This window comes from Pseudonocardia sp. ICBG601 (genome assembly GCF_020496245.1).
The window spans coordinates 39,183-64,123 of record NZ_JAHLJA010000046.1; the positions used below are offsets into that span (position 1 = coordinate 39,183).

General features: G+C 74.6%; 26 protein-coding genes, 1 pseudogene and 1 riboswitch. Of the genes and pseudogenes, 17 read left to right on the forward strand and 10 right to left on the reverse strand.

All coding sequences use genetic code 11. The features are described from left to right. Positions 1–5: 5 nt before the first annotated feature. Positions 6–98: riboswitch (SAM riboswitch) on the reverse strand. Genes KPL57_RS16610 through KPL57_RS69760 form a run of 3 tightly spaced genes read right to left on the reverse strand, consistent with a single transcriptional unit; the run spans position 99 to position 2,704 of the window. After that, positions 99–836, reverse strand: a complete 738-nt coding sequence (locus KPL57_RS16610) for an ABC transporter ATP-binding protein (RefSeq protein WP_226352309.1) — start codon at positions 834–836, stop codon at positions 99–101. Next, a complete protein-coding gene (locus KPL57_RS16615; RefSeq protein ID WP_226352310.1) occupies positions 817–1,857 on the reverse strand; it encodes a glycine betaine ABC transporter substrate-binding protein in 1,041 nt (346 codons plus the stop codon). The genes KPL57_RS16610 and KPL57_RS16615 overlap by 20 nt, the downstream gene beginning before the upstream one ends. Positions 1,858–1,912: 55 nt before the next feature. Further along, entirely contained in the window at positions 1,913–2,704 is a 792-nt protein-coding gene (locus KPL57_RS69760) for an ABC transporter permease (protein ID WP_226352311.1), read from the reverse strand. Positions 2,705–3,402: 698 nt separating this feature from the next. Here KPL57_RS69760 and KPL57_RS16625 point away from each other — a divergent pair. Continuing rightward, complete coding sequence (locus KPL57_RS16625) at positions 3,403–3,888, forward strand: OsmC family protein (protein WP_226352312.1); 486 nt, start codon at positions 3,403–3,405, stop codon at positions 3,886–3,888. Positions 3,889–3,998: 110 nt separating this feature from the next. Here KPL57_RS16625 and KPL57_RS16630 read toward each other — a convergent pair whose 3' ends face one another. Continuing rightward, positions 3,999–5,099, reverse strand: a complete 1,101-nt coding sequence (locus KPL57_RS16630; protein WP_075307424.1) for an LLM class flavin-dependent oxidoreductase — start codon at positions 5,097–5,099, stop codon at positions 3,999–4,001. A 380-nt stretch (positions 5,100–5,479) separates the two neighbouring features. On the opposite strand from KPL57_RS16630, the gene KPL57_RS16635 reads away from it, so the two are divergent. The 10 genes from KPL57_RS16635 (at position 5,480) to KPL57_RS16675 (ending at position 15,022) form a co-directional block, all read left to right on the forward strand. Beyond that, positions 5,480–6,577: an LLM class flavin-dependent oxidoreductase gene (locus KPL57_RS16635; RefSeq protein ID WP_226352313.1), complete on the forward strand. Its 1,098-nt coding sequence runs from the start codon at positions 5,480–5,482 to the stop codon at positions 6,575–6,577. 112 nt (positions 6,578–6,689) lie between these two features. Beyond that, complete coding sequence (locus KPL57_RS72235) at positions 6,690–6,803, forward strand: putative leader peptide (RefSeq protein WP_020621591.1); 114 nt, start codon at positions 6,690–6,692, stop codon at positions 6,801–6,803. A gap of 211 nt (positions 6,804–7,014) precedes the next feature. After that, entirely contained in the window at positions 7,015–7,770 is a 756-nt protein-coding gene (locus KPL57_RS16640) for an ABC transporter permease subunit (RefSeq protein ID WP_226352339.1), read from the forward strand. Next, a complete protein-coding gene (locus KPL57_RS16645; protein ID WP_075307428.1) occupies positions 7,767–8,480 on the forward strand; it encodes an ABC transporter ATP-binding protein in 714 nt (237 codons plus the stop codon). The genes KPL57_RS16640 and KPL57_RS16645 overlap by 4 nt, the downstream gene beginning before the upstream one ends. Beyond that, positions 8,470–9,597, forward strand: coding sequence for an ABC transporter substrate-binding protein (locus KPL57_RS16650; RefSeq protein WP_226352314.1), 1,128 nt, complete (start codon positions 8,470–8,472; stop codon positions 9,595–9,597). The genes KPL57_RS16645 and KPL57_RS16650 overlap by 11 nt, the downstream gene beginning before the upstream one ends. After that, complete coding sequence (locus tag KPL57_RS16655; RefSeq protein WP_226352315.1) at positions 9,594–10,697, forward strand: LLM class flavin-dependent oxidoreductase; 1,104 nt, start codon at positions 9,594–9,596, stop codon at positions 10,695–10,697. Before KPL57_RS16650 ends, KPL57_RS16655 begins: the two co-directional genes overlap by 4 nt. A 337-nt stretch (positions 10,698–11,034) precedes the next feature. Next, the gene (locus KPL57_RS16660; RefSeq protein ID WP_226352316.1) at positions 11,035–11,931 is read left to right on the forward strand and encodes a MetQ/NlpA family ABC transporter substrate-binding protein; all 897 of its coding nucleotides are present in this window, start codon (positions 11,035–11,037) and stop codon (positions 11,929–11,931) included. 82 nt (positions 11,932–12,013) lie between these two features. Then, positions 12,014–12,997 carry a methionine ABC transporter ATP-binding protein gene (locus KPL57_RS69765; RefSeq protein ID WP_226352317.1) on the forward strand — a complete coding sequence of 328 codons (984 nt, stop codon included), beginning with the start codon at positions 12,014–12,016 and terminating at the stop codon, positions 12,995–12,997. After that, entirely contained in the window at positions 12,994–13,656 is a 663-nt protein-coding gene (locus tag KPL57_RS16670; RefSeq protein ID WP_075333627.1) for a methionine ABC transporter permease, read from the forward strand. Before KPL57_RS69765 ends, KPL57_RS16670 begins: the two co-directional genes overlap by 4 nt. Before the next feature lie 22 nt (positions 13,657–13,678). Further along, entirely contained in the window at positions 13,679–15,022 is a 1,344-nt protein-coding gene (locus KPL57_RS16675) for an NtaA/DmoA family FMN-dependent monooxygenase (protein ID WP_075307440.1), read from the forward strand. A 100-nt stretch (positions 15,023–15,122) separates the two neighbouring features. Here the strand turns inward: KPL57_RS16675 and KPL57_RS16680 are convergent, their stop codons facing one another. Continuing rightward, positions 15,123–15,578, reverse strand: a complete 456-nt coding sequence (locus tag KPL57_RS16680) for a DUF3040 domain-containing protein (RefSeq protein ID WP_226352340.1) — start codon at positions 15,576–15,578, stop codon at positions 15,123–15,125. Positions 15,579–15,661: 83 nt separating this feature from the next. Between KPL57_RS16680 and mgtE the strand changes: the two are divergent. Next, positions 15,662–16,986 (forward strand): annotated as a pseudogene (gene mgtE, locus KPL57_RS16685) (magnesium transporter). Here mgtE and KPL57_RS16690 read toward each other — a convergent pair. Further along, positions 16,950–18,125 (reverse strand): TerC family protein, encoded by a 1,176-nt coding sequence (locus tag KPL57_RS16690; protein WP_226352318.1) that lies wholly within the window; start codon positions 18,123–18,125, stop codon positions 16,950–16,952. The pseudogene mgtE and the gene KPL57_RS16690 sit on opposite strands and share 37 nt — an antisense overlap. Before the next feature lie 281 nt (positions 18,126–18,406). Next, complete coding sequence (locus tag KPL57_RS16695; RefSeq protein ID WP_226352319.1) at positions 18,407–19,537, reverse strand: SDR family oxidoreductase; 1,131 nt, start codon at positions 19,535–19,537, stop codon at positions 18,407–18,409. Positions 19,538–19,736: 199 nt separating this feature from the next. Between KPL57_RS16695 and KPL57_RS16700 the strand changes: the two genes are divergently transcribed. Then, positions 19,737–19,919, forward strand: coding sequence for a DUF1508 domain-containing protein (locus KPL57_RS16700; RefSeq protein ID WP_020622520.1), 183 nt, complete (start codon positions 19,737–19,739; stop codon positions 19,917–19,919). Between the two features lie 229 nt (positions 19,920–20,148). After that, positions 20,149–20,967 (forward strand): SigB/SigF/SigG family RNA polymerase sigma factor, encoded by an 819-nt coding sequence (locus KPL57_RS16705; protein WP_226352320.1) that lies wholly within the window; start codon positions 20,149–20,151, stop codon positions 20,965–20,967. A 46-nt stretch (positions 20,968–21,013) separates the two neighbouring features. Here the strand turns inward: KPL57_RS16705 and KPL57_RS16710 are convergent, their stop codons facing one another. Continuing rightward, on the reverse strand, positions 21,014–21,811 hold the full coding sequence (locus tag KPL57_RS16710) for an SDR family oxidoreductase (protein ID WP_226352341.1): 798 nt from the start codon (positions 21,809–21,811) through the stop codon (positions 21,014–21,016). 263 nt (positions 21,812–22,074) lie between these two features. On the opposite strand from KPL57_RS16710, the gene KPL57_RS16715 reads away from it, so the two are divergent. Further along, on the forward strand, positions 22,075–22,434 hold the full coding sequence (locus tag KPL57_RS16715) for a TraR/DksA C4-type zinc finger protein (RefSeq protein ID WP_226352321.1): 360 nt from the start codon (positions 22,075–22,077) through the stop codon (positions 22,432–22,434). Positions 22,435–22,503: 69 nt separating this feature from the next. Here KPL57_RS16715 and KPL57_RS16720 read toward each other — a convergent pair whose 3' ends face one another. Continuing rightward, positions 22,504–23,082 (reverse strand): type 1 glutamine amidotransferase domain-containing protein, encoded by a 579-nt coding sequence (locus tag KPL57_RS16720; protein WP_020622524.1) that lies wholly within the window; start codon positions 23,080–23,082, stop codon positions 22,504–22,506. Between the two features lie 153 nt (positions 23,083–23,235). Between KPL57_RS16720 and KPL57_RS16725 the strand changes: the two genes are divergently transcribed. Together KPL57_RS16725 and KPL57_RS16730 are read left to right on the forward strand one after the other, a co-directional pair. Beyond that, the gene (locus tag KPL57_RS16725; protein WP_226352322.1) at positions 23,236–23,730 is read left to right on the forward strand and encodes a helix-turn-helix domain-containing protein; all 495 of its coding nucleotides are present in this window, start codon (positions 23,236–23,238) and stop codon (positions 23,728–23,730) included. After that, positions 23,727–24,251 carry a PaaI family thioesterase gene (locus tag KPL57_RS16730; protein WP_075307454.1) on the forward strand — a complete coding sequence of 175 codons (525 nt, stop codon included), beginning with the start codon at positions 23,727–23,729 and terminating at the stop codon, positions 24,249–24,251. Before KPL57_RS16725 ends, KPL57_RS16730 begins: the two co-directional genes overlap by 4 nt. 72 nt (positions 24,252–24,323) lie before the next feature. Here the strand turns inward: KPL57_RS16730 and KPL57_RS16735 are convergent, their stop codons facing one another. Next, positions 24,324–24,842: a hypothetical protein gene (locus KPL57_RS16735; RefSeq protein WP_226352323.1), complete on the reverse strand. Its 519-nt coding sequence runs from the start codon at positions 24,840–24,842 to the stop codon at positions 24,324–24,326. Between the last annotated feature and the right edge of the window lie 99 nt (positions 24,843–24,941).

Genomic DNA, 24,941 nt, shown 5'->3' on the forward strand with positions numbered 1-24,941 from the left:
GGGGTCTCCCATCGGACCCGGCGGTAGCACCCTGCCCGGAACGGGGCGGGTTGCTGCGGCGTCGACGAGCCGGGACTCTCGACCGCTCTGGATGGACCTCACCACTGCAGCCGACGCACCGATCCGGTGTCAAGCGCGGACCGGGAGCCGAGGAACACCGCCTCATCGGCGGAGTGGGTGACGAACACGCTGGTCCGGCCGGTCTCGTGGCTGACCCGGCGCACGTCGTCCTGCAGGCGTTCGCGGGTGAGCGCGTCGAGCGCACCGAAGGGCTCGTCGAGCAGCAGCAGGTCCCGGTCGGCGGCCAGCGCCCTGGCGATCGCGACCCGCTGCTGCTGGCCGCCGGAGATCTCCCAGATCCGCCGGTCCGCGACACCGGTGAGCCCGACCCGCTCCAGCAGCCCCTCGCGGGCCACGGGACGGTCGGACGGGTTCGCCCCCGCGTACTTCAGGGCGAGGTCGACGTTGCCGCCGACGCTGCGCCACGGGAACAGCCGCGGCTGCTGGAACACCACGCCGGCGCCGACACCCGGCTCGGGTGCCCGGCCGGCGACGGTCAGCGTCCCGTCGGTGGGCCGCTCGAACCCGGCGACCAGCCGGAGCAGAGTCGACTTGCCGCAGCCCGAGGCCCCGACCAGCACCAGGAACTCGCCGCGCTCGACGGTCAGGTCGAGCGGTCCGAGCGCGTGGACCCGGTCCCGGCGGCCCGGGTAGGAGTGCCCGAGCCCGGACGCGGCGATCGCCGGCACTCCCTCCCCCGCCACGGCCCCGGTGTCGGGGTCCGTATCGGTGTCGGCGTCGGTGTCAGCGTCGGTGTCAGCCTGCGGCGAGGACATCCGGGAGACCCTTCGTGTAGATCGCCTTCTGGAAGGTCGCGAGGTCCGGCGCCGTGGGGATCTGCTTCTGCGCGGCGAGGAACTGGGCGGCGCTCTGCAGGTTCTGGGCGAGGTTGCCCGGGGCGCCGTCGGTGCCGAGCCACTCGGCGGAGGCCAGCTCCTGCGGGGACAGGAACACGCCCTGCTTCAGCTGGGACGCGGCGTTCTCGGGGGTCGTGCCGATCTCGGCGGCGACGGCCTGCGCGGCGGCCTGCGGGTCGTTGCGCACGGTCTCCAGGGCGCGGGCCTCGACCTTGCGCCAGGTGTCGACGACCTCGGGGTGCTGCTCGGCGAACGGGGTGGAGACCACCCCCAGGTCGAGGGTCGGCTTGCCGGCCGTGGCCAGCTCGCGGCTGGTGACCAGGGTCTTCCCGGTCTTGCGGAGCTCGTCGAGGGTCGGCAGCCAGGTGTAGACGGCGTCGACGTCGCCGCGCTCCCAGGCAGCCAGCGCGGCCTGCGGCTGCAGGTCGATCAGCTGCACGTCGGTGGGCTTCAGACCGGCGCGGTCCAGGGCGGCGAGCAGGCTGTAGTGCGAGGTGGACGCGAACGCGGTGGCGACCCGCTTGCCGCGCAACCCCGCGACGTCGGTGATCCCGGTGGCGTTGCGGGCGACGAGCGCCTCGTTGTCGCCGGCGACGTCGAGCACGAACGCGACCTGGTACGGGATGTTCAGCGGCGCGGAGAGCCCGCGGGCGACCGGGCTGGACCCGATCGCACCGAAGTCCAGCTCACCGGCGACGAACGCGGTGTTGATGTCCGCGCCGGAGTCGAACTTGGTCCACTGCACGTTCCAGTCGGGCAGGGCGTCCTCCAGCCAGCGGTTGTGCTTGGCGACCAGGTCGCCGCTGGGGAAGCTCTGGTAGGCGATGCGGATGGTCGGCTTGCCGGAGTCCTGCCCGGCAGGGCCGACGGCGCAGCCGGCGAGGACGCCGACGGCCAGCAGGCCCACGAGCAGTGCGGTCAGTCGGGTGCGGGTGGTCATGCTCGTCCCCTCCACGGAACGGTGCGGCGCTCGACGGCGCGCAGCAGCGCGTCGATCACCAGGCCGGAGATGCCGATCGCGAAGATGCCGACGAGCACGACCGGGGTGTTGTTGTAGTTGCTGGCGTCCTTGACCATCCCGCCGATGCCGGGATGCCGTTGAACAGCTCGGCCGCGACGACCGAGGAGTAGGCGATCCCGACGGCCAGCCGGATGCCGGTGAAGGTCTCCGGCAGCGCCGACGGGACGATGACGTCCCGCACCACCTGGCCGCGGGTCGCGCCGAGCGCGCGGGCCGCCTCGACCAACCCGACTGGGGCGGCGGCGACGGCCGCCGTGGTGGCGACGGCCGCCGGTGGGAAGGCGGCGAGCGCGAGCAGGGTGATCTTCGGCGCCTCGTCGATGCCCAGCCAGATGACCAGCAGGAAGAAGTACGCCAGCGGCGGCAGTGCCCGCAGGAACGTCAGCCACGGCTCCAGGACCCGGCGGACCCAGCCGACGGTGCCCATGAGCAGACCGACCAGCACACCGACGACCACACCGAGGACGACACCGGCCAGGACCCGGCGCAGGGTCATGTAAAGGTGCTCCCACAGCAGGTAGCCGCCGTAGCCGCGGGTGCCGTCGTGGGTGGTCGACACCTCCACGAACGCGCGCCACACCGTCGACGGGTACGGCACGAACGTCTCGTTCCAGACCCCGCTCGCCGCGGCGGCCTGCCAGACGGCGAGGAACACCAGCACCGACAGGACCGGGAGCAGCGCGGTACGGGGGTCGAACGCCAGGCGGCGCGGGGACGGGGGTGCGGCACGAGCCGCCCCGGACGGGGTGTCGGTGGACGCGGACACGGTGGACCTCTCGGCGGGCACGGGGCGCGGACCGGCGCCGGGGTGGGCCGGGTCGTCCGCGCGCGGACGACGTGCCGGGGGGCGGCCGCAGGCGCGGCCGTCGGCACGGGTGCGGACGAGGGCTCCGTCGTCTGAGGGCTCGCCGGTCACGGTTCGGGTGCAGCTCGCCCTCCACCGGGGCCCGCGGGAGCAGGGGCCGGCGGGCCGGACGGGGCGTGCACGGTCAGCGGCAGCCGACCGTGCACCGGGGACGGTGGCCGGACGTCGCGCGTCCTGCCGTCGTCCCCCGCGGCACCGTAGAACAGATACCGGACGGCTGTGCCGCGGACAAGGACGGACCCGCTGTCAGGAACACCACGCACCGGCCCCGTAACACCGGCCGGACCGTCCCGGTCTCCCGACCGGCGGGACGGAGACCCACGTTGTCCGGACCGCGACCGCCGTTCGTCCACCGACCGGACGGGGGGGGCGGGCGTGGCTTGCCGCCCGTGGAGCGGATCGGACACGATCGCTCCCGTGACCGGAACCGCGCGTCTCGTCGCGCGCCTGCACGTGGACCTGGGTCGTACCCGGTCCGCACTCTGTCGCTGACCCGGTCACCCCCTCGGCCCGCAGCCCACCGCACCCCGCCCGGCGGCGGTGCCGGCCCGCTGCGCACGCCCGTTCCCGCCGCACCGACCTCGTCCGGGAGGACACCCATGACCGCAGTCCGTCCGAAGCAGACCGTCGTTCCGTTCGTCGTGCACTCCGAGGGCACCGGGGTCTTCCAGACCCTGCGCCCCGAGGGCGACGCCGGGCACGTCTTCACCGCCGACGCCTACCCGGCCTTCGGCGGCGCCGACTCCGCGCCCAGCCCGCTGTTCTACGCACTCGGCTCCCTGACCTCGTGCAACCAGGTGACGGCGAGCCTGGTCGCGAAGGACCTGGGGATCCGCCTGGGCCACTGGACCTTCGAGGTGCACGGTGACCTCGACACCGCGGTGCTCGTCGGTGGCGCCGAGGGCAACGCCAACTTCGACCGGGTGCAGGTCCGGGCCACCGTCGAGACCGACGCGACGCCCGAGCAGTTCGAGCGGCTGGTGTCGGAGACCGCGCGGCGGTGCCCGGTCACCCAGCTGTTCGAGCGCAGCGGCCTGGAGTTCGCCAACGACTGGACCCCGGTGGCGCTGCCCGACGCCGACTGACCCGGCACCGCCGTCCCGCTCCCCGCACCGCACGGGCGGACCGGTCGCGCTGGACCAGTGCGACCGGCCCGCCCGTCGCGCCGGGCAGCGGCCGGTGGGAGGGGCCGGGGTCAGGCGGCGGCGGTGAACCCGGCCGCACGGCCGGCGTCGTCGGGGCCCCACAGCGTCGTCGACACCTCGCGACGCACCAGCGGCACCACCTCGGTCGCGAACCGGGTCAGCACCTCGTGCTGGCGTGCGTAGGGCAGCACCGGGTTGACCGACACCGACTGGACGTCGTGGCCGTAGGCCCCGTGGTAGTCGAGGATCTTCGCCGCGACCCGCTCCGGGCTCCCGACCAGCGCGGGGCCGTGCGCCACCGCCTCCTCGACGGTCGCGAACGAGGTGGCCTTGCCCGGACGGTCGTCCCCGGCGTGCGCGGCCCGCATCTTCGCGGCGAACCCCTCGTAGACCGGGCGGTACTCCGCGATCGCCTCGGCGTCGGTGTCGGCGAGGAACAGCCCGCCCGAGCCGGAGCCGACGTAGCCCAGCGCCGGGTCGTGGCCGTGCTCGACGAGCTTCTCCCGGTAGCGGTCGATGAGGACGCGGTAGTTCTCCCGCGGCTGCAGCGCGTTCGCCGAGAAGATCGGGTCGCCCCAGCGGGCGGCGAGGTCGACGGCGACGGTCGAGGTCGCCGAGCCGTGCCAGATCCGGAACGGGCCGGCGAACGGTCGTGGGAAGGTCGTCACGCCCGCCAGGTCGGCGTGGTGGGTGCCCTTCCAGTCCACCCCGTCCTCACGCAGCAGGCGGCGCAGCAGCTCGTAGTTCTCGGTGAGGTACTCGTACTGGCGGCCGAGCTCGAGCCCGAACATCGGGAAGTGCCGGTCCTCGTTGCCCTTCCCGATCACGATCTCCAGCCGGCCGCCGGAGAGCTGGTCGACCGTCGCGTAGTCCTCGGCCACACGGACCGGGTCGAGCAGCGACAGCACCGTCACCCCGGTGGAGAGCAGGATCCGGGACGTGGCCTGGGCGATCGCTCCCAGCAGCACGGTGGGCGCGGACGAGACGAACTCTCCGGCGTGCCGCTCGCCGACGGCGTAGGAGTCGAACCCCAGCCGCTCGGCGAGCACCGCGGTGTCCACCACCCGACGCAGCCGCTCGTGGGTGTCGACGATCTCGCCGGTCACCGGGTGCGGGGCGTGCGGAACGATGTCGAGAACCTGGAACCTCATGGGAAGCACCGCCTCACGCGCGGCCGCGCCGCACGCGTCGTCACCGGACGTGCCGGGTGGGGCCGGGCGCCGGCGGAGCGCGGGTGCGCCGGGGGCGTCCCGGCCGGACCGGGCCGTCGCGCGGTCCCGCGGGCGGGCGGCGCGGCGGGGCGGCCGACACGACGTCGACGGTAGCAAGCAGCACCGGGGTTGCGCCACCGTCGCGCGCGGGGTGAGGATCGGCGGGCGACGGCGTCGCTCCGGGCCGTAACCGCCCGGAGCGCACCGCCCGAGCCCGCGCCCCGGCCCGCCCACGTCCCGCGTCGGGCTCGCCGGGGGCGCACACCCCTCGCCCGGCCCGGTCGTCGCGACCGCCCGGGCACGTCCGGAGGTCTGCCGCCGTGCCCGTACCGCTGTCCGTACTCGACCTCTCCCCGGTGCCGGCCGGTTCGACCGTCGCCGACGCCCTGCGCGACACCCTCGGCCTGGCCCGCTCCGCCGAACGGGCCGGCTACGCCCGGTTCTGGCTCGCCGAGCACCACCTCAACCCGGGCGTCGCGGGGGCATCGCCCGCCGTCCTGATGGGCGCCGTCGCCGCCGCGACCACCACGATCCGGGTCGGTTCGGGGGCGGTGCAGACCGGCCACCGGACCCCCCTGTCGGTGGTGGAGGACTTCGGGACCCTCGACGGGCTGCACCCCGGCCGGATCGACCTCGGACTCGGCCGCTCCGGCGGGCCGCGCCCGCCGGGCCGCGAACCGGACGGACGCGGCGACCGCGTCGTCGACGGCGTGCTGATCCCCGACCCGGTGTCGCTCGCCGCGCTCGCGACCTCGCCCCGGTTCCGCGCCACGACGGTCGCTCTGCGCCAGCCGGGGGCGCAGGCGCCGCCGTACGAGCAGTTCCTCGGCGCCGTCGAGGGGCTGATCGCCGGCACCTGGGCCCCGGGCGGGGTGCAGGTCCGGGCCGTCCCCGGCGAGGGGGCCGGCCTGCAGACCTGGGTGCTCGGCTCCAGCGGCGGGGAGAGCGCCGTGCTCGCCGGGCGCCGTGGGCTGCCGTTCGCGGCGAACTACCACGTCAGCCCGGCGACGGTGCTCGACGCCGTGGCCGCCTACCGGGAGGCGTTCCGGCCGTCGGACCGGCTGGACCGACCGCACGTGATGGTGTCCGCGGACGTCGTCGTGGGCACCGACGACGCGCACGCCGCCCGGATCGCGGCGGGCTTCGCCCCGTGGGTGCACAGCATCCGCACCGGGGTGGGCGCCATCCCCTACCCCCGCCCCGAGGACGCCGAGGCACTCCCGGCCGACCCGGCGCTGGTGACCGACCGGGTCGGGACCCGCCTCGTCGGCGGACCGGCCGCCGTCGCCGACGGTCTGGAGCGGCTGCGCGCCGTCACCGGCGCCGACGAGCTGCTCCTGACCACCATCACCCACCGGCACACCGACCGGGTCGCCTCGCAGGAGCTGCTGGCGCGGGAATGGGCCACCCGAGCCTGAGATCCCACCCAGCGGGACGCACGGGAGCCGGCGGTCCGCACACCTCCTGTCACCCGTCCCGCGGTCCGGACACCGTTTTGTGAAGGTCCGGACGCCGTGGTCACCTGGTGGCATGAACACCGGCCGGCGCACCCCGTCACGCACGGTCGCCGTCGGTCCGGGCCGGGACCTCACCCGTCGTCGCCACGTGGACCTGCTCCGCCTCGCCGGCTGCACCTGTCGCTGACCGCGGCGATCCCGCCGCGCCGTGCCGCCCGTGCCGCGGGGCCGCCCCGTCGTGCGCCCACCCCTGCCCACCCCTGTCATCACCGTGAATCCCGGGAGCCATCGTGTCCACGACCTGGACCCCCGCACCGGCCGACGCCGGTGCACCACCCGCCACGCCGTCGTCACCCGTCGTCGCACCCGTCGCCCGCCGGACCCGGCGCCGCCCCGACCTGCGCCGCTGGATCTCCCCGGTCGCCCTGATCCTCGCGTGGCAGCTCGCGTCGTCGACCGGGCTGCTCGCCGAGGACGAGCTCGCCTCGCCCCTGCGGGTGGTGACCGCCGCCGTCGACCTCACCCGCAGCGGGGAGCTGCCCGAGGGGCTGCTGGTCTCGCTCGCCCGGGTCACGACCGGGCTGGTCCTCGGCCTGGTCGTCGGGGTCGGGCTCGGCGTGGTCTCGGGGCTCTCGCGCTGGGGCGGGCTGCTCGTGGACCCGCCGGTGCAGATGCTGCGCACGCTGCCGCACCTCGGCCTGGTGCCGCTGTTCATCCTGTGGTTCGGCATCGGAGAGCTGCCGAAGGTGCTGCTCGTCGCGCTCGGCGTGCTGTTCCCGATGTACCTCAACGTGCACTCCGGGGTCCGCGGGGTGGACCCGAAGCTGATCGAGGCGACGTCGGTGTCCGGGTTCACCCGCGCCGAGCAGCTGCGCCACGTGGTGCTGCCCGGCGCGATGCCCTCCACGCTCACCGGCCTGCGCCTGGCACTGGGGATCGCCTGGCTGTCGATCATCGTCGCGGAGACGACGTCGGCCGACGCCGGACTCGGCTACATGATCATGAACGCCCGCGAGTTCCTGCGCACCGACGTGATCGTCGTGGGCCTGGCGGTGTACGCGCTGCTCGGCCTGGGCACCGACGCCCTGGTGCGCCGGCTGGAGCGCCGTGTCCTGGCCTGGCGCCCGGCCGGACCGGCGGGGGCCGACCGATGAGCGCCCGCGTGCACGACCTGGTCCGCGAGTTCGACGGCCGCCGGGTCCTCGACCGGCTGGACCTCACCATCGGCGACGGCGAGTTCGTCGCCCTGCTCGGCCGGTCCGGCTCGGGCAAGTCGACGCTGCTGCGGCTGCTCGCCGGCCTCGACGACGCCTCCGACGCCGGGGTGTCGGGCACCGTCGAGGTGCCCGGCTCGGTCGCGGTGGCCTTCCAGGAGCCGCGGCTGCTGCCGTGGCGCACGGTCCGCGACAACGTCGCGCTCGGCCTGCACCGCGACCTGGGCGGCGACACCCCCGCCGGGGTCGCCGACGCCGCGCTCGCCGAGGTCGGGCTGACCGCACGGGCCGACGCCTGGCCGCTGACCCTGTCCGGCGGCGAGGCCCAGCGGGCGTCGCTGGCCCGGGCCCTGGTCCGCGAGCCGGACCTGCTGCTGCTCGACGAGCCGTTCGGCGCGCTGGACGCGCTGACCCGCATCACCATGCACCGGCTCGTCCTCGACCTGTGGCACCGGCACCGCCCCGGCGTGCTGCTCGTGACCCACGACGTCGACGAGGCGCTGCTGCTCGCCGACCGGGTGCTGGTGCTGACCGACGGCCGCATCGGCGACGAGCACCGCCCCGGCGACCGCCCGCGCGACCCCGAGCGGCTCGCCGCGCTGCGCCGCACCGTGCTCGACGAGCTGGGGGTCGCCGCCGATGCCGCGTGAGCGTCCCCGTCGCACCCCGGATGCGGTCGTCGCGACCCGTGCGGCGGGTGCGACGACCGCCGCGCGGGTGCGCCGGCGGGTCACCGTCCTGGCCGTCGCGGTCGCGGCGCTGGTGCTCGCCGGGTGCTCCTCGGTCCCGGTGTCCCGGCCCCCGGTGCAGCCGCCGGTCGACCCGGCCGCGCTGGCCGGGGTGACCCTCGTCGTCGGGGACCAGAAGGGCGGCTCCCGGTCACTGCTGCGGGCCGCCGATCTCCTCGACGACCTGCCCTACCGGATCGAGTGGCGCACCTTCACCGCCGGCCCCCCGCTGATCGAGGCGGCCCGGGCCGGCGCGATCGACGTCGGCGGCACCGGCAACACACCGACGATCTTCGCCGCCGCGGCGCGCGCCCGGGTGCAGGTCGTGTCGGCCAACCGCGGCAACGTCACCAGCGACGCGATCCTCGTGCGCCGCGACTCGCCGATCCGCACCGTCGCCGACCTGCGCGGGGCGCGGATCGCCGTCGGGAAGGGCACGTCGGCGCACGGGCAGGTGTTGTCCACGCTGCGGGCCGCCGGGATGACCCTCGACGACGTCGACCTGACCTTCCTCGCCCCCGCCGACGCCTACGGCGCGTTCCGCCAGGGCGACGTCGACGCCTGGGCCGTCTGGGACCCCTACACCTCCCAGGCCGAGCTCGACGCCGGCGCCCGGATCGTCGCCGACGGCACCGGCAACGCGAACGGCTACGGCTTCCAGGTCGCGTCCAACGCCACCCTCGCCGACCCGGCCCGCAGCGCCGCGCTGGCCGACTACCTCGCCCGGGTCGCGGCCGCCCAGGTCTACTCCGACTCCCACCGCGAGCAGCGGGCCCGGGTGTGGAGCGAGGAGACGACCATCCCGCTGCCGATCACCCGGCGGGCCGTCGCACGCGGCCCGGACCTGCCGGTCCCGCTCGACGACACCGTCGTCGCCTCCCAGCAGGCGCTGGCCGACGCGTTCTCCGAGGCCGGGGTGATCCCCGGCCGGGCGGACGTCGGCGCGTTCGTCGACCGCCGCTTCGAGGCCACCACGCTGGCCGCGGCCCGGGACGGCATCCCGGGCACCCCCACCGACCGACGGACGGGAGCACCATGAGCATCGTCCCGCACTGGTTCCTGCCCACCTCCGGCGACGGCCGCACCATCGTCGCCCGCCGGCACGCCGACCGCGGCGAGGCCGGCTCGACGGCCCGCGAGGCGAGCATCGACTACCTCGCCCAGATCGCCAGGGCCGCCGAGGCCCAGGGCTTCCACGGCGTCCTCACCCCGACCGGAACCTTCTGCGAGGACGCCTGGCTGACCACCGCGGCGCTGCTGCGCGAGACCCGCACGCTGCGCTACCTCGTCGCGTTCCGGCCCGGTGTGCTCTCCCCGACGCTCGCCGCCCAGATGGCCGCCACCTACCAGCGCGTCTCCGGCGGCAGGCTGATGCTCAACATCGTCACCGGCGGGGATGCCGTCGAGCAGCGCCGCTTCGGCGACCACGCCTCCCACGACGAGCGCTACGCCCGCACCGACGAGTTCCTCACCGTGCTGCGCGGCGCCTGGTCACCCGAGCCGTTCGACTTCACCGGCGCCCACTACGACGTCGACGGCGCCACCACCCTCTCCCCGCCGGACCCGCTGCCCCCGGTCTACTTCGGAGGCTCCTCCGACGCCGCGCTGCCGGTCGCCGCCCGGCACGCCGACGTCTACCTGACCTGGGGCGAGCCACCCGCTGCCGTCGCCGAGAAGATCGGGCGGGTCCGCAAGCTCGCCGACGACCTGGGCCGCAGCCCCCGCTTCGGCATCCGGCTGCACGTGATCACCCGCGACACCGCCGACGAGGCGTGGGCCGAGGCAGCCCGGCTACTCGACGCGCTCGACCCGGCCGAGATCGAGCGCGCCCAGGCGACCCTGCGGGCCAGCCAGTCGGTCGGACAGCAACGGATGCTCGCGCTGCACGGCGGCTCGGCCGACGCGCTGACGATCGCGCCGAACCTCTGGGCCGGGGTGGGCCTGGTCCGGGGCGGTGCGGGGACCGCGCTGGTCGGGTCGCACAGCGAGGTGGCCGACCGGATCGCCGAGTACCACGAGCTGGGGATCGACGAGTTCGTGCTGTCGGGCTATCCGCACCTGGAGGAGGCCTACCGGGTCGGCGAGGGTGTACTGCCCGAGCTGCGCCGGCGGGGCCTGCTCGCCGAGCCGCCCCGCTGAGCGACCGGCCCCGGTCGGCTCCGGTCGGCTCCGGTCGGCCGGGTTCCGGACGCCACGCCCGGCCACCGTGAGCTTCGTCGCGGCGGTGCGGTCCGGGTGGTTCGTCCGATGTAGGTTCTCCGATCGTGCCGACCGCCCCGCCGCGGCCGGTCGCGCCCACCCGGCGGGACCCGGTCCGGTGGCCCGGTCTCCCCGGTCACGCCCCCGGAGCACCTGCTCCCGCCCGGCGTCACCTTCGCGGGGCGCCGTACCCGGTGCCCGGCACATCCCCCCGCTGCACCGCCGCACCGGCACCCGGACGCGACCCGTCCCGGGGCCGGAGCCGAGAGGAAGTCCGATGCGCCTGCCACGCGCACTGTCCCTGCTGGTCCCCGTCGCCGTGCTCGCCGTGCTGGCGGCCGGCTGCTCCGCCCCCGGCGAGTCCTCGTCCGGTGGTGGTGAGAGCGGGTCGCGGACCGTCCGGATCGGCGTCTCCGACGGCGCCGAGCCCTACTGGAAGGTCTTCACCGACAAGGCCGCCGCCCAGGGCATCACCGTCGAGCTGACCAACTTCACCGACTACAACCAGCCGAACCCGGCTCTGGCCCAGGGCCAGCTGGACCTCAACCAGTTCCAGCACCTGCAGTACCTGGCGAACTACAACGTCCAGAACAACGACACGCTGGTGCCGGTCGGCGCGACCGCGGTGTACCCGCTGCCGCTGTACTCCACGAAGCACACCGACCTGGCGCAGATCCCGCAGGGCGGGCAGGTCGTCATCCCGAACGACGCGGTGAACCAGGCCCGGGCGCTGACCGTCCTGCAGTCCGCCGGGCTGCTCAGGCTGACCGACGGGGGCACCACCACCTCCACCCCGGCCGACATCGACCGCGCCGCCTCGAAGGTCACCGTCACCCCGGTCGACGCGGCCCAGACCGCGGCGAACCTGGCGAGCGCCGACGCCGCGATCGTCAACAACAACTACGCGCAGTCGGCCGACCTGACCCAGGACCAGGTCCTCTACCAGGAGGACCCGGACTCGGAGAAGGCCAAGCCCTACATCAACCTGTTCGTCGCCCGGGCCGACCAGGCCGACGACCCGGTGTACGCGACGCTGGTCCGGATCTACCACGACCCGGAGGTCCTCGCCGCCGCCCGCCGCGACCTCGGCGACGGCGGTGTGTTCCGCGACAACTCCGCGGAGGACCTGCGCCAGACCCTGGCCGGCATCGAGCAGCAGCTGCGGGCACGCTGATGGCGGAGCCGGTGATCTCGTTCTCGGGCGCGACCCGCACGTTCCCGGCCCGCCGCGGCCCGGGGTCACCGCCGTCGACGACGTGGACCTCGACATCGCCGAGGGCGGGATCACCGGCGTGATCGGCTGGTCGGGGGCGGGAAAGTCCACGCTCGTCCGGATGATCAACGCACTGGAGCTGCCGACGGCGGGCACCGTCACGGTGCGCGGGCGGGTCACCTCCGAGCTGTCCGAGCGGGGGCTGCGCGAGCTGCGCGGCGAGGTCGGGATGATCTTCCAGCAGTTCGCGCTGATGAACTCGCGCACGGTCGCCGGCAACGTCGGCTACCCGCTCGCCGTCGCCGGCCGCTCGCGGGAGGAGCGTCGGGCCCGCGTCGCGGAGCTGCTGGAGTTCGTCGGGCTCGCCGAGCTGGCCGGGCGCTACCCGGCCCGGCTGTCCGGCGGGCAGAAGCAGCGGGTCGGCATCGCCAGGGCGCTCGCCACGTCGCCGTCGATCCTGCTCGCCGACGAGGCGACCAGCGCGCTGGACCCGGAGACGACCCGGGAGGTGCTGGCCCTGCTGCGCCGGGTCAACCGCGAGCTGGGCACCACGGTCGTCGTGATCACCCACGAGATGGAGGTCGTCGCCGACGTGTGCGACCGGGTCGTGGTCATGGAGCAGGGCAAGGTCATCGAGGACGGCGAGGTGTACGACGTGTTCGCCGCGCCGTCGCACCCGGCGACGCGCCGCTTCGTGCACGGCGTCCTGCAGGACGTGCCGTCGCCGGAGACGCTCGCCCGGCTGCGCGACCGGCACCCCGGCCGGCTGGTGACCGTCGGCGTCGGCGGGCCCGGCTCGGCCGCCGCCGACGCCCAGGACGCGATCGCGCGGGTCCCGGCCGCACACGGGGTCCGCGCGACCGTGGTGCACGGCGGCATCCGCGAGCTGTCCGGTCGCCCCGTCGGCAGCCTCACCCTGGCCCTGACCGGCGACGACGACGCCGTCGACGCCTGCGTCGACGAGCTCTCGCGCATCACCCGGGTCACCCCGGACGCCGTCACCACCCAGGACGAGGAGTCCGCATGAAGGCCGACTGGGAGACCCTGAGCCCGGTGCTGTGGCTGTCGGTGCTCCAGACCGCCTACATGGTGTTCTGGACGATGCTGTTGGCCGGGCTGCTCGGGCTGCTGCTCGGCGTCGCCCTGCACACCACCCGTCCCGGCGGCCTGTACGCGCACCGCGCCGTGTTCGGCGTGCTGAACGTGCTGGTCAACATCGTGCGGCCGATCCCGTTCATCATCTTCATCACCGCCGTGGGCCCGCTGACCCTGCTCGTGATGGGCACGACGATCGGCACCCGCTCGGTGCTGTTCCCCATGGTCGCGATGGCGACGTTCTTCATCGGCCGCATCGTCGAGCAGAACCTGGTGTCGGTGGACCCGGCCGTCGTCGAGGCGGCGCGGGCGATGGGCGCGAGCCGGTTCCGGATCGTGTGGAGCGTGCTCGTACCCGAGGCGCTGGCACCGCTGGTGCTCGGCTACACGTTCGTGTTCGTCGCGGTCGTCGACATGTCGGCGATGGCCGGCTACGTCGGCGGCGGCGGGCTGGGCGACTTCGCCATCACCTACGGCTACCAGCAGTTCGACTGGCCGGTGACGCTGCTGACGGTGGCGATCATCGTGGTCGTCGTGCAGTGCGCGCAGCTGCTCGGGAACACCCTGGCCCGGAGGGTGTTGCACCGGTAGGAGCCACGTCGGGAGGACACGCATGCCACGCAAGCAGATCCACCTCGCCGCCCACTTCCCGGGCGTCAACAACACCACGGTCTGGAGCGACCCGGCGTCCGGCAGCCACATCGAGTTCGAGTCGTTCGCGCACTTCGCGCGGACGGCCGAGCGGGCGAGGTTCGACTTCCTGTTCCTCGCCGAGGGCCTGCGCCTGCGCGAGCACCGCGGCGAGATCTACGACCTCGACGTGATGGGCCGCCCGGACACCTTCACGATCCTGAACGCCCTGGCGGCGGTCACCGACCGGCTCGGCCTCGCCGGCACGATCAACTCCACCTTCACCGAGCCCTACGACGTCGCCCGCCAGTTCGCGTCGCTGGACCACCTGTCCGGCGGCCGGGCCGCCTGGAACGTGGTGACCTCGTGGGACGCGTTCACCGGTGAGAACTTCCGCCGCGGCGGCTTCCTGCCGAAGGAGAAGCGCTACTCCCGGGCGAAGGAGCAGCTGGCCGCGACCGCCGCGATCTGGGACTCGCGCACCGGCGCGGGCGACCGCGGCGAGTTCGCGTACACCTCCGACCAGTTCGACGTGCACGGCCGGTTCTCGCTGCCGCGCAGCCCGCAGGGCCGCCCGGTGATCCTGCAGGCCGGGGACTCCGAGGAGGGGCGCGAGTTCGCCGCCGCGTCGGCCGACGCGATCTTCTCCCGGCACGCGGAGCCCGAGGCCGGACGGGCGTTCCTCGCCGACGTGAAGGGCCGCCTCGCCCGCTACGGCCGGGCCTGGGACGACCTGAAGATCCTGCCCGCCGCGACGTACGTGCTGGGTGACACCGACGCCGAGGCCGCCGAGCGCGCCGAGGTGATCCGCTCCCAGCAGGTCAGCCCGCAGACCGCGATCGTGTTCGCCGAGCAGCTCTGGAACACCGACCTGTCCGACCGCGACCCGGACGGCCCGCTGCCCGAGTTCGACCCGGTCGAGGGCGAGCTGGTGTCGAAGGGCCGCGCCAGCGTGCGCCAGTACCGGGACCCGAAGGCCGTCGCCGACCAGTGGCGCGCCCTCGCCGCGGAAAAGGGCCTCTCGCTGCGGGAGACGGTGATCGAGGTGACCGGGCGGCACACCTTCGTCGGGAGCCCCCGGACGGTCGCCGACGCGATCGACGACGCCGTGCAGTCCGACGCCGCGGACGGCTACGTGCTCGTCCCGCACGTCACCCCGGGCGGGCTCGACGAGTTCGCCGACACGGTCGTGCCGCTGCTGCAGGAGCGCGGGTCGTTCCGCACCGACTACACGGGGACGACGCTGCGCGAGCACCTCGGGCTCCCGGCCGTCCGCTCGACGACCGACCCGACCGAGGCGGCGACGGCGGCTCCGACCGCGGGCTGACGGTGCCGCTGACGGTAGCGTCGTGCTCGACGGTGGCTCCCGCGGTCGACGCTGGTCGACGGCGCCGCCGGATCCGATCGGGCCGCGGCGGGCCCGGCGCTCAGGGGCGCTCGTCGTCGCGGCCCTCGGCCTGCTCCCGGGCGACGTTCTCCCGGTGCGCGCGGACGGCGATCCAGGCCATCACCACCGGGATGCCGAGCAGCAGCCCGAACGACAGCAGCCCGGCGATCCAGTCGCCCGGCACGAGGACCAGCACGATCACGGTGATCGCGACGGCCTGCAGGATCCGGTCGGCACGGCCGCCCGCGGCGCGCGATGGCCGGTGCGGTGCGGTCAGCTCGGTGTCGAGCCGCGGGTCGGAACGGCGCAGCTCCTGCTCGAGGGCGGAGAGGCGGAGCTCCTCGTCGCGGTCCAGGGGCCGCGCGGACGGGTGCGGATCGGGATCGCCGGTCCCCCGCCGGGCGACGACGGCGGCAGGGGCGGGGGTGTGACGGACATCGTGACCTCCTCGGTGCCACCGACCGGGTTCCCGCTCCCGGCCACAGCCATCCGGGATGTGCTGAAGATGTCACCGATCCTACCGAAACGGACATACTCCCGCCGCTGCACGCGGCAGGCCCCGGCGGCAGGATCGGCCGCATGGAACGCTGGACCGATCTCGTCGAACGCCACGACCCCGCCGGAGTCCTCGACCGGCTCGACGGACGGCCCGCCCACGAGATCGCCGACGCGCTGGCCCGGATGGAACCGGTCGACGCGGGATGGGTGTTCCGGCTGCTCGACAAGGACCGCGCGCTCGACGTGTTCGAGGAGCTCGACCCGGTCGACCAGCAGGAGCTGCTGGCCGGGCTGCGCGACGACGCGGTGACCGCCCTGGTCGAGGACATGGATCCCGACGACCGCGCACGGATGCTCGGCGAGGCCCCCGCGAAGGTCGCGACCCGGATGCTCGCCGGGCTCTCGGCCTCGGAGCGGGAGATGACCGCGGCGCTGCTGGGCTACCCCGACGGCTCGGTCGGGCGGGTGATGACCCCGGAGACCGTCGCCGTACCGCTGCACAGCAGCGTGACCGAGGCGCTGGCCGTCGTGCGGCGCAAGGGCGCCCGGGCCGAGACCGTCTACACCCTCGCCGTCACCGACGCCGGGCGCCGGGTGATCGGCACCGTCTCGCTGCGCGACCTGGTGCTGGCCCGCCCGGACGACGCCGTCGCCGACCTCGTCGACGACGGCGCCCCACGGGTGCGGGCCACCGACACCGCCGAGGACGCCGCACGGCTGATGGGCGAGGCGAACCTGCTCGACCTGCTGGTCGTCGACTCCGAGGACCGGCTGCTGGGCCTGCTCACCATCGACGACGCCGTCGAGATCCTGGAGCGGGCCGACACCGAGGACACCGCCCGTCAGTCCGGTGCGACGCCGTGGTCGGGCCACTACATGTACGTGCGGGTCACGAAGCTGGCGCGCACCCGCGCGGTGTGGCTGGCGGTGCTGCTGCTCGCCGCGGTGCTCACGGTCAACGTGCTCCAGATCTTCGAGGACGCCCTGGAGCAGGTCACCGCACTGGCCCTGTTCATCCCGCTGCTCGTGGGCACCGGCGGCAACGCCGGTGCCCAGTCCGCGTCGGCGGCGGTCGGGCGATCGCCGTCGGGGAGGTGCGGCTGGCCGACCTGCCCGCCGTCGTCTGGCGGGAGCTACGGGTCGGGCTGCTGCTGGGCACCCTGCTCGGCGCGCTCGGCCTGCTCGTCGCGTCGCTGCTGGTCGGGGTCCAGGTCGCCGTCGTGGTGGCGGTGACCCTGGTGGCGATCTGCGGCTGGGCGGCGACGGTCGGCGCGACGATGCCGCTGCTGGCCCGCCGGGTCGGAATCGACCCGGCGGTGGTGTCCGCTCCCCTGGTCACGACCCTCGTCGACGCGACCGGGCTGCTGATCTACTTCTCGGTCGCCCGGCTGGTGCTGGGGCTCTGACCCGCGCGCACGGTGTCGTCGCCGTGCCCGGTGTCGTCGCCGTGGCCGGTGGCGTCGCCGTGGCCGGTGGCGTCGCCGTGACCGGCGGCCCCGCCGTCGTCGGAGCCGGTGCCCTCGGAGCCGGTGCCGGCAGCACCGGAGGGGGCGTCACCGGCCGCGGCGGCGCGGCGGCGCGAGACCACCAGGCTCGCGACGGCGGCGACGGCGATCGTCCCGGTGATGACCAGCAGCGACAGCCAGATCGGCACCTCGGGCACCGGCACCGGCTGCCCGCCGTTGATGAACGGCACGTTGTTCTCGTGCAGCGCGTGCAGGGTGAGCTTGACGCCGATGAACGCGAGGATCACCGAGAGGCCGTGCGCCAGGTAGATCAGGCGCTCCAGCAGGCCGCCGATCAGGAAGTACAGCTGGCGCAGGCCGAGCAGGGCGAAGGCGTTCGCGGTGAACACCAGGAACGGCTCCTGGGTGAGGCCGAAGATCGCCGGGATCGAGTCGAACGCGAACAGCAGGTCGGTCAGCCCGATCGCGACGATGACCAGCGCCATCGGGGTGAGGAGCCGCTTGCCGTCGATGCGGGTGACGAGCTTCGCGCCGTCGTACTCGGTGGAGGTGGGCAGCACCCTGCGGACCAGGCGGATGAGCCTCGAGTCACCGGCGTCGGCCTGCTCGTGGTCGTCGGAGGACAGCGCCTCGCGGATCTGGGACCAGGCGAGCCAGAACAGGATGATCGCGAACAGGTAGAACACCGCGACGAACTGCTCGATGATCACCGCACCGACCGCGATGAACGCACCGCGCATGACGATCGCTATCGCGATGCCGATCAGCAGCACCTTCTGCTGGTGCACCTTCGGCACCGCGAAGCTGGTCATGATCAGCAGGAAGACGAACAGGTTGTCGACCGAGAGGGCCTTCTCGGTCAGCCAGCCGGCCATGTACTCGCCGCCGTACTGCCAGCCCGAGAAGACACCGACACCGACGCCGAACAGCAGGGCGATCGCGATGTAGCCGGCCGACCAGATCGCCGACTCGCGCAGCGTGGGCTCGTGCGGGTCACGGGCGTGCCCGACGAAGTCGAACACGAGCATGCCGATGACGACGGCGACCGTCGCCAGCCACACCCAGAGGGGAACATTCATTGCGGGATCCTCCAGCGCAGATAGGGGCGCTGAAGGTCTCCTCCGCCCGCCGCGGTGACCGCGATGGACCGGCGCCACCGGGACCAGCTCGTCCTGGTTCCGTATTGACGGCGACGCCGTGTTCGGGAGTACTCCCCTTCGACCGGGCAAACGCTAGGGCATGGCTCTGGGTTCCGACAACGGGGGGGTACGCGAGCCTCGTCACATCTGTCCGTTTCCGCCGTCGAACGCGCGGTCCCCGCCGACGGCCCGGAACCGGCCCCGGAGCCGGCCCGGGGCTCTCAGCCCGCGGCGAGCCGGACGGTCGCGACCTCGCGGGCCGGCTGCACCGGACGGGGGGCGGCGGGCAGCCTGCGGACGGCGGCGCGGGCCGTCGCGGAGGTGGCCGCCCGCGCGGCGGTCGGGCGACCCGGGAGGGCCCCGGACCCTGCCACGGCCGGACGGGTCACGACGGGCAGCGGCCCGGTGCCCGACACCCGCGGCGCCGGGACGGTCGCGGCGGCGACGTGCGCGGGCCGCACCGGCTCCTCGGGCAGGACCGGCGGCACCGGCGTCGCCGGGCCCACCGCCACGGCGGGCAGCGGCCGGGACGGAGCGGGCTCGTCGCGGAACGGCGTCGGGACCGGCGACGGCCGGGTGTGCCCGCTCCCCCGCTCCAGCCGCTCGCAGCGCTCCCGGCCCCGGCCCGCGACCCGTGCGGCCAGCCGCAGCGCGGTGCGCGGCGCCTCCAGGTAGCCGACCAGCGCCCGGTACACCCAGCCCGGCGCGGACAGCGTGCGGCCGCGGGCCAGGTCGTCGAGCGAACGGCGCACGACGTCGCGGGAGTCGAGCCACAGCGGGCCCTGCGGGTCGTCGTCGGTCCGGATCCGGCCCGCGGCGACTGCGGTCACGGTCACCCCGGTGCCGTGCAGCGACGCCGCGACGGTGTCGCTGAACGCCAGCACCCAGGACTTCGACGCGCCGTAGGCGTTGCCCCCCGAGGGCAGGTACCCAGCGACGCTCGCGATGTTGAGGACCCCTCCGTGGCCGCGGGCGGTCATCGCCGGGACCGCCGCGCGGGTGAGGCGCATCAGGGCCGTCACGTTGAGGTCGATCTCGCCGGTGAGCACCTCGACCGGCGCCTCGGCGAACACCGCGTCGGTCTCGACGCCCGCGTTGTTGACCAGCACGTCGATCGGCAGGTCCCGGTCGGTGATCCGGCGCTCGACGGCGGCCAGCCCCGCCGGGTCGGTGAGGTCGGCGGGCAGCGTCTCCACGATCGCGCCGGTGGCCCGGCCGACGGACTCGGCGACCTCGGCGAGGCGGGCGGCGTCGCGCGCCACGAGGACGACGGAGTACCCGCGCTCGGCGAGCTCGCGGGCGTAGACGGCGCCGAGCCCTCGGCTCGCTCCGGTCACCAGTGCAGTCGGCATGTCCGGGACGCTAGGACCCGGACGCTGTGGTGCCCCTGAGAAGGTCACGGCCCGCTGAGAGCCCGCTGAGACCCTTCCGGGACCACCGGGACCGGTGACCCCGGGCCCGCCGCGTCGTTCCACATCGCAACGCCATCTGGACTAACGTGCGCCCCCATCCGCAGCAACCGCGGGTACCGGTCGAGACGAGGAGGTCCCTGTGGCAGGCAAGTTCGAGGTGTACGAGGACCGGGGCGGAAAGTTCCGGTTCCGGCTCAAGGCGAGCAACGGACAGGTCGTCGCGGTCGGCGAGGCCTACGAGACGAAGGCGGCGGCGCACAAGGGCTGCGAGGCGGTGCAGCGCGCCGCGGAGGGCGCCACCGTCGCCGAGGTCGACGCCTGACCGACCACCGACTCCCCGGAGACGAGCGCACCCCTCGTCGGACGCGCCGCGCCCGACGAGGGGTGCGGTCACGGCGTTGCCCGGCAGCGGCTCCGACGGGTTGTGGGGGCCGCGGCCCGGGGTTACGGTGATCGTCCGGCTCCGATACGTACCGTGCCCGAGGGAGCCGATCCGAGATCCGTTCAACACGCAGCGGACCCCGCACTGCCATCGGCGATTGCGAGGGACCATGCACAGTCCCACACTTCCCACCCGGCCCGCGGAGCGCACCCGCGACGGCCGCCACGGCTACGACGACCTCATCCCCGACCTGCACCAGCTGGCGGCCACCCCGGACGGTGCACCCGGCCGGGCGGCGTTGCGCGACCACGTCATCACCGAGTTCCGTCCCCTGGTGCGCAACCTGTCCCGGCGCTTCGCCGCTCCCGGCCGGGGCGCCGAGGACATCGAGCAGGCCGGCATGCTCGGCCTGGTCAAGGCGGTCGACCGGTACGACCCGGGGTCGGCGACCGGGGGCCCGCTGGGCTACCTGGTGCCGAGCATCCGCGGCGAGATGAAGCGTCACCTGCGCGACCACTCGTGGTCGGTGCGGGTGCCGCGCGACCTCAAGGAGCTGGCCGTCGCGGTCGGCCGGATCGCCGACGAGATGGGCCAGCGCCTCGGGCGCCCGCCGCGGCCGTCGGAGATCGCCGAGGAGGCCGGCGTGTCGGTCGACGAGGTCGTCGATGCGCTCGGCGCGCTGGAGTCGCACCACGCCAGGTCCCTCGACGCCCCCGTCGGCGACGGCGACGGCCCCGGTCAGACCCTGCCGCTCGTCGAGCGGTTGGGCGGAGAGGACCCGGCGCTGGACCTGGCGGCCCACGGCCCGGGCATGCGCGCGGCGCTGGCCGAGCTGCCCGAGCGCGAGCGCCGCATCCTGGTGCTGCGCTTCTACGGCGACCGGACCCAGTCCCAGATCGCCGCCGACCTGGGCATCTCCCAGATGCACGTGTCCCGGCTGCTGTCCCGCACGCTGTCGCGGCTGCGCGAGCGGCTCACCGGCGACTGACCCGTGCGGGCCTCCCCGGCGGCGGCCTCCCCGCGACCTCCCGGTGTCAGCCGGGCAGGGTCTCGCCACCGACCGGGGCGAGCACCTCCCCGGTGTAGTACGAGGACAGCCGCGGCGCGGCGAAAAACACGAAGGACGGGGCGATCTCGTCCGGGGACGCGGGCCGCCCCATCGGGGTCTGCTCCCCGAAGCCCTCGACCTTCTCCTCCGGCATGGTCGCCGGGATCAGCGGGGTCCACACCGGGCCGGGGGCGACGCAGTTGACCCGGATGCCGCGCGGGGTCAGCGACTGGGCGAGCGAGTACGTCAGGGACTGCACCGCGCCCTTGGTGGCGGAGTAGTCGATGAGGCTCTTGTTGCCGCGCAACCCGTTGATCGACCCGGTGTTGACGATCGCGCCGCCGTCGGGCAGGTGCGCGAGGGCCGCCTTGGTCACGCGGAAGTAGCTGTGGATGTTCACCTCGAAGGTGCGCAGCCAGGCGTCGTCGTCGATGTCGGTGAGATCGTCGACGGGTTCCTGGGTGGCGATGTTGTTGACCACGGTGTCCAGGCGGCCGAGCTCGTCGACGGTGCGGCGCACGACCTCGGCGCAGTGCCCGGCGTCGCCGAGGTCACCGGGCAGGGTCAGGCAGCGGCGGCCCTCGTCGCGAACGAGCCGCGCGGTGTGCTCGGCGTCGGCGTCCTCGTCGAGATAGGCCAGGGCGACGTCCGCGCCCTCCTTGGCGAAGGCGACGCAGACGGCGCGCCCGATGCCGGAGTCGCCGCCGGTGACCAGTGCGACGGTGCCGGCGAGCAGGTCACGGCCCCGGTAGCCGCGCATCTCGTCGCGGGGCTCGGGGGTCATCGCCGCGGTGTCACCGGGTGGGGTCTGTTGCTGAGCGGGCGGGCTGTCGGGCACGGGGGCTCCTCACGGTCGTCCCGCGTCGGTGCGACGGCGGGCGGGAGACCGACGGGCACGACCGAGGGGATCGACGGCCGCGCCCGACGACCGGTCCGCGGCTACCCGTGGTTCCGGCAGCGAAACGGTGCGCGTGTGCCGGACGGCGGGCGGGGTAGTCCGGTCCCCGTGCGGCCGGCACGGTCGCACGACGAGGAGAGGAGACCCCGATGGACGCGCAGCGGGCACGGTCCCTGCTGACCGAGGAGCTGGACCGGCTGGAGGGCGGTACGGCCGCGACCGAGCGGCCGGCCCCGGGCCAGGACCGCGTCGGCGACGGTCTCGACTTCGGCGACGAGGGCGCTCGGGCCTACGAGACGATGGCCCACGACCTGGACGAGAACACCCGCCGCGCCCGCACGCAGCGGGTGCGCGCGGCGTTGACCCGCCTCGACAAGGGCGAGTACGGCCGCTGCGACGTGTGCGGCGGACGGATCGACGACGAGCGGCTCGAGGTGCGCCCCGACACCGACCGCTGTCGCGAGCACCCCGAGGACGACGCGCAGATGCCCGGCCCGGTCGAGGGCTGACCCGGACCGACGCCGACGGGGCCGCCCTCTCACCTGGGAGGACGGCCCCGTCCGTCGTCCGTGGGGCGCTCAGGCGGTCGCACCCTCCGGGTGCACCGGGTGCCTGCCCTCGGCGAACTCCTCGACCAGCTTCGCGCAGAACGCGTCGAGGTCGTCGGGGTTGCGGCTGGTGACCAGCCCCTCGTCGGTCACGACCTGCTCGTCGACGACGGTCGCGCCGGCGTTGCGCAGGTCGGTCCGGATGCTCGGGAACGAGGTGAGGGTGCGGCCCTTCACGACGTCGGCCTCGACCAGCGTCCACGGCCCGTGGCAGATCGCGCCGACCGGCTTGCCCGCCGTGAAGAACGCCTTCACGAACGCCACCGCGGTGGCGTCGGCCCGGAGGTTGTCCGGGTTCACGGTGCCGCCGGGCAGCACCAGGGCGTCGTAGTCGTCGGCGGACACGTCCGCGACGGCACGGTCGACGTCGAGCTTCTCGTCCGGGTTGATGTCGGCCGACATCGACTGGATCGGGTCCGTGGACAGCGAGACCACCTCGACCCGCGCGCCGGCCTTGCGCAGCTCGTCGCGGGGCTGGACCAGCTCGACCTTCTCGACGCCGTCCGTGGCCAGGATCGCGACGGTCCGGCCCTGCAGTTCGTTCGCCACCGTGGGTTCCTCCTCGGTCTCGTGCTCGTGCGGTGTCCCGTCCCGCCTTCCCGCTGTGGGCGCGGTCAATCGCGCACGAGGGACCGGCACCTGTCGCCGTCCTCCCCGCCGGGCTACGCTGCCTGGGTAGCTCGGCGATACCCAGGGGGCGGGATGGACGCACGGACGGCGGCGGCGTCCCAGGTGTGCTCGGTGGCCCGCACCGCGGCGCTGCTGGCCGACCCCTGGACGGTGCTGCTGGTGCGCGACCTCGGCCGCGGGATCACCCGCTTCGACCAGCTGGCGCGCGGCCTGGGTGTCGCGCGCACCGTGCTGAGCCGGCGCCTGTCCGAGCTGGTCGACGACGGCGTCGTCGAACGGGTGGACTACCGCGAACCCGGGGCGCGGACCCGTGCCGAGTACCGCCTGACCCGGCGCGGCCGCGATCTGGGCGTCGTCCTGGCCGCACTCATGGACTTCGGTGACCGGCACCTCGCCGGCGACGCCGGACCTCCCGTGGTCCGCGTGCACACCGGCTGCGGCGCCCCGGTGCGCCTGGTGAGCGTGTGCGGGGCCGGACACCGTCTGGGCCGTACCGACGAGGTCCACCTCGAACCGGGGCCCGGAGCCCCCGACACCGACACCGACACCGACCAGGAGCCACGATGACCTCCGCAGCAGGGCCCGCCACCGGGCCGGCCGCCACGCGCCGCCGCGAGCACGAGTGGACCGACCCGATGGCGCTCGCCGCCGCCGCGTCCGGTCTGGACGGACTGGAGTACCTGCGCCGGATCGTCGACGGCCGTCTCCCCGGCGCGCCCGTCGCGAGTCTCGTCGGCTTCCGCGCCGTCTCCGCCGAGCACGGGCGCGTCGCGTTCGCCTTCGAACCCGGCGAGCACCAGTACAACCCGATCGGCTCGGTGCACGGCGGGGTGTACGCCACGCTGCTCGACTCCGCCTGCGGGTGCGCGGTGCACTCCACGCTCCCCGCCGGGACCGGCTACACCAGCCTGGACCTGTCGGTGCGCTTCCTGCGCCGGATCACCGTCGACACGGGCACCGTGACGTGCACCGGCCACGTCGTGCAGGCCGGGCGCCGCACCGCGCTGGCCCGGGCCGAGCTGACCGACGCCCGGGGCAGGCTGCTGGGCGAGGCCACGTCGAGCTGCCTGATCCTGCCCGGGGACTGAGCTGATCCCGCCCACGGGCCGAGCTGACCCTGCCCGGGGGCCGGGCTGATCGTGCCCGGGGGCGATCCCGGATCAGCGCGGGACGATCGGGCCCTGGGTCGGCGCGACGCCGGAGCGTTCGGCGCGCTGCGCGGCCTCCACGCAGGTCGCGGCGCGGACCGCGCCCGCGGCGTCCGGGCCGGTGGCGTAGAGCGCGGGCCCGGGGAGCTCGGGGGTGAGGGCGCGCGCGTCGTCGGTGACGGCGGCGAAGCCCTGGCGCCCCCACACCCACACGGCGCGGTCCCCGGCGCCGCGCACCGTGCCGGTGATCGGCGCCGAGACGAACGTGAGGTCCCCGTCGGTCGCGGTGAACCGGGCCGCGCCGGGCACCGCACCGGCCGGGAGCGCGCCGGAGAGGGCGTCGAGGAGGGTCCCCTGCGCGGGGGTGCACGAGCGCAGCGCGGCGGCCGGGTCGTCGACGGCGAGCCGGGCGAACTCGGTGGCCGGGTCGATCTCGCGGGACGCGCGCGCCTCCCCGGTGCGACGAGCGCCCCGACACCGACGACGACGGCGGCCAGCACGCCGGCACCCACCAGCAGGACGCCCGCGCACCAGGCGACGGTCCGCAGGACCATCGGCCGCGATCCGCTCATGACCACAATCTATCCGCGCACCGGGACATCGGCCCCGCGAAACATGATCGGTTACCGA

Excerpts from the sequence above, each read along its gene's own strand:
- KPL57_RS16610 (WP_226352309.1), bottom strand. The coding sequence starts at position 836 with ATGTCCTCGCCGCAGGCTGACACCGACGCTGACACCGACGCCGACACC.
- KPL57_RS16615 (WP_226352310.1), bottom strand. The coding sequence starts at position 1,857 with ATGACCACCCGCACCCGACTGACCGCACTGCTCGTGGGCCTGCTGGCC.
- KPL57_RS16625 (WP_226352312.1), top strand. The coding sequence starts at position 3,403 with ATGACCGCAGTCCGTCCGAAGCAGACCGTCGTTCCGTTCGTCGTGCAC.
- KPL57_RS16630 (WP_075307424.1), bottom strand. The coding sequence starts at position 5,099 with ATGAGGTTCCAGGTTCTCGACATCGTTCCGCACGCCCCGCACCCGGTG.
- KPL57_RS72235 (WP_020621591.1), top strand. The coding sequence starts at position 6,690 with ATGAACACCGGCCGGCGCACCCCGTCACGCACGGTCGCCGTCGGTCCG.
- KPL57_RS16645 (WP_075307428.1), top strand. The coding sequence starts at position 7,767 with ATGAGCGCCCGCGTGCACGACCTGGTCCGCGAGTTCGACGGCCGCCGG.
- KPL57_RS16650 (WP_226352314.1), top strand. The coding sequence starts at position 8,470 with ATGCCGCGTGAGCGTCCCCGTCGCACCCCGGATGCGGTCGTCGCGACC.
- KPL57_RS16655 (WP_226352315.1), top strand. The coding sequence starts at position 9,594 with ATGAGCATCGTCCCGCACTGGTTCCTGCCCACCTCCGGCGACGGCCGC.
- KPL57_RS16660 (WP_226352316.1), top strand. The coding sequence starts at position 11,035 with ATGCGCCTGCCACGCGCACTGTCCCTGCTGGTCCCCGTCGCCGTGCTC.
- KPL57_RS16670 (WP_075333627.1), top strand. The coding sequence starts at position 12,994 with ATGAAGGCCGACTGGGAGACCCTGAGCCCGGTGCTGTGGCTGTCGGTG.
- KPL57_RS16675 (WP_075307440.1), top strand. The coding sequence starts at position 13,679 with ATGCCACGCAAGCAGATCCACCTCGCCGCCCACTTCCCGGGCGTCAAC.
- KPL57_RS16690 (WP_226352318.1), bottom strand. The coding sequence starts at position 18,125 with ATGAATGTTCCCCTCTGGGTGTGGCTGGCGACGGTCGCCGTCGTCATC.
- KPL57_RS16695 (WP_226352319.1), bottom strand. The coding sequence starts at position 19,537 with ATGCCGACTGCACTGGTGACCGGAGCGAGCCGAGGGCTCGGCGCCGTC.
- KPL57_RS16705 (WP_226352320.1), top strand. The coding sequence starts at position 20,149 with ATGCACAGTCCCACACTTCCCACCCGGCCCGCGGAGCGCACCCGCGAC.
- KPL57_RS16710 (WP_226352341.1), bottom strand. The coding sequence starts at position 21,811 with ATGACCCCCGAGCCCCGCGACGAGATGCGCGGCTACCGGGGCCGTGAC.
- KPL57_RS16715 (WP_226352321.1), top strand. The coding sequence starts at position 22,075 with ATGGACGCGCAGCGGGCACGGTCCCTGCTGACCGAGGAGCTGGACCGG.
- KPL57_RS16725 (WP_226352322.1), top strand. The coding sequence starts at position 23,236 with ATGGACGCACGGACGGCGGCGGCGTCCCAGGTGTGCTCGGTGGCCCGC.
- KPL57_RS16730 (WP_075307454.1), top strand. The coding sequence starts at position 23,727 with ATGACCTCCGCAGCAGGGCCCGCCACCGGGCCGGCCGCCACGCGCCGC.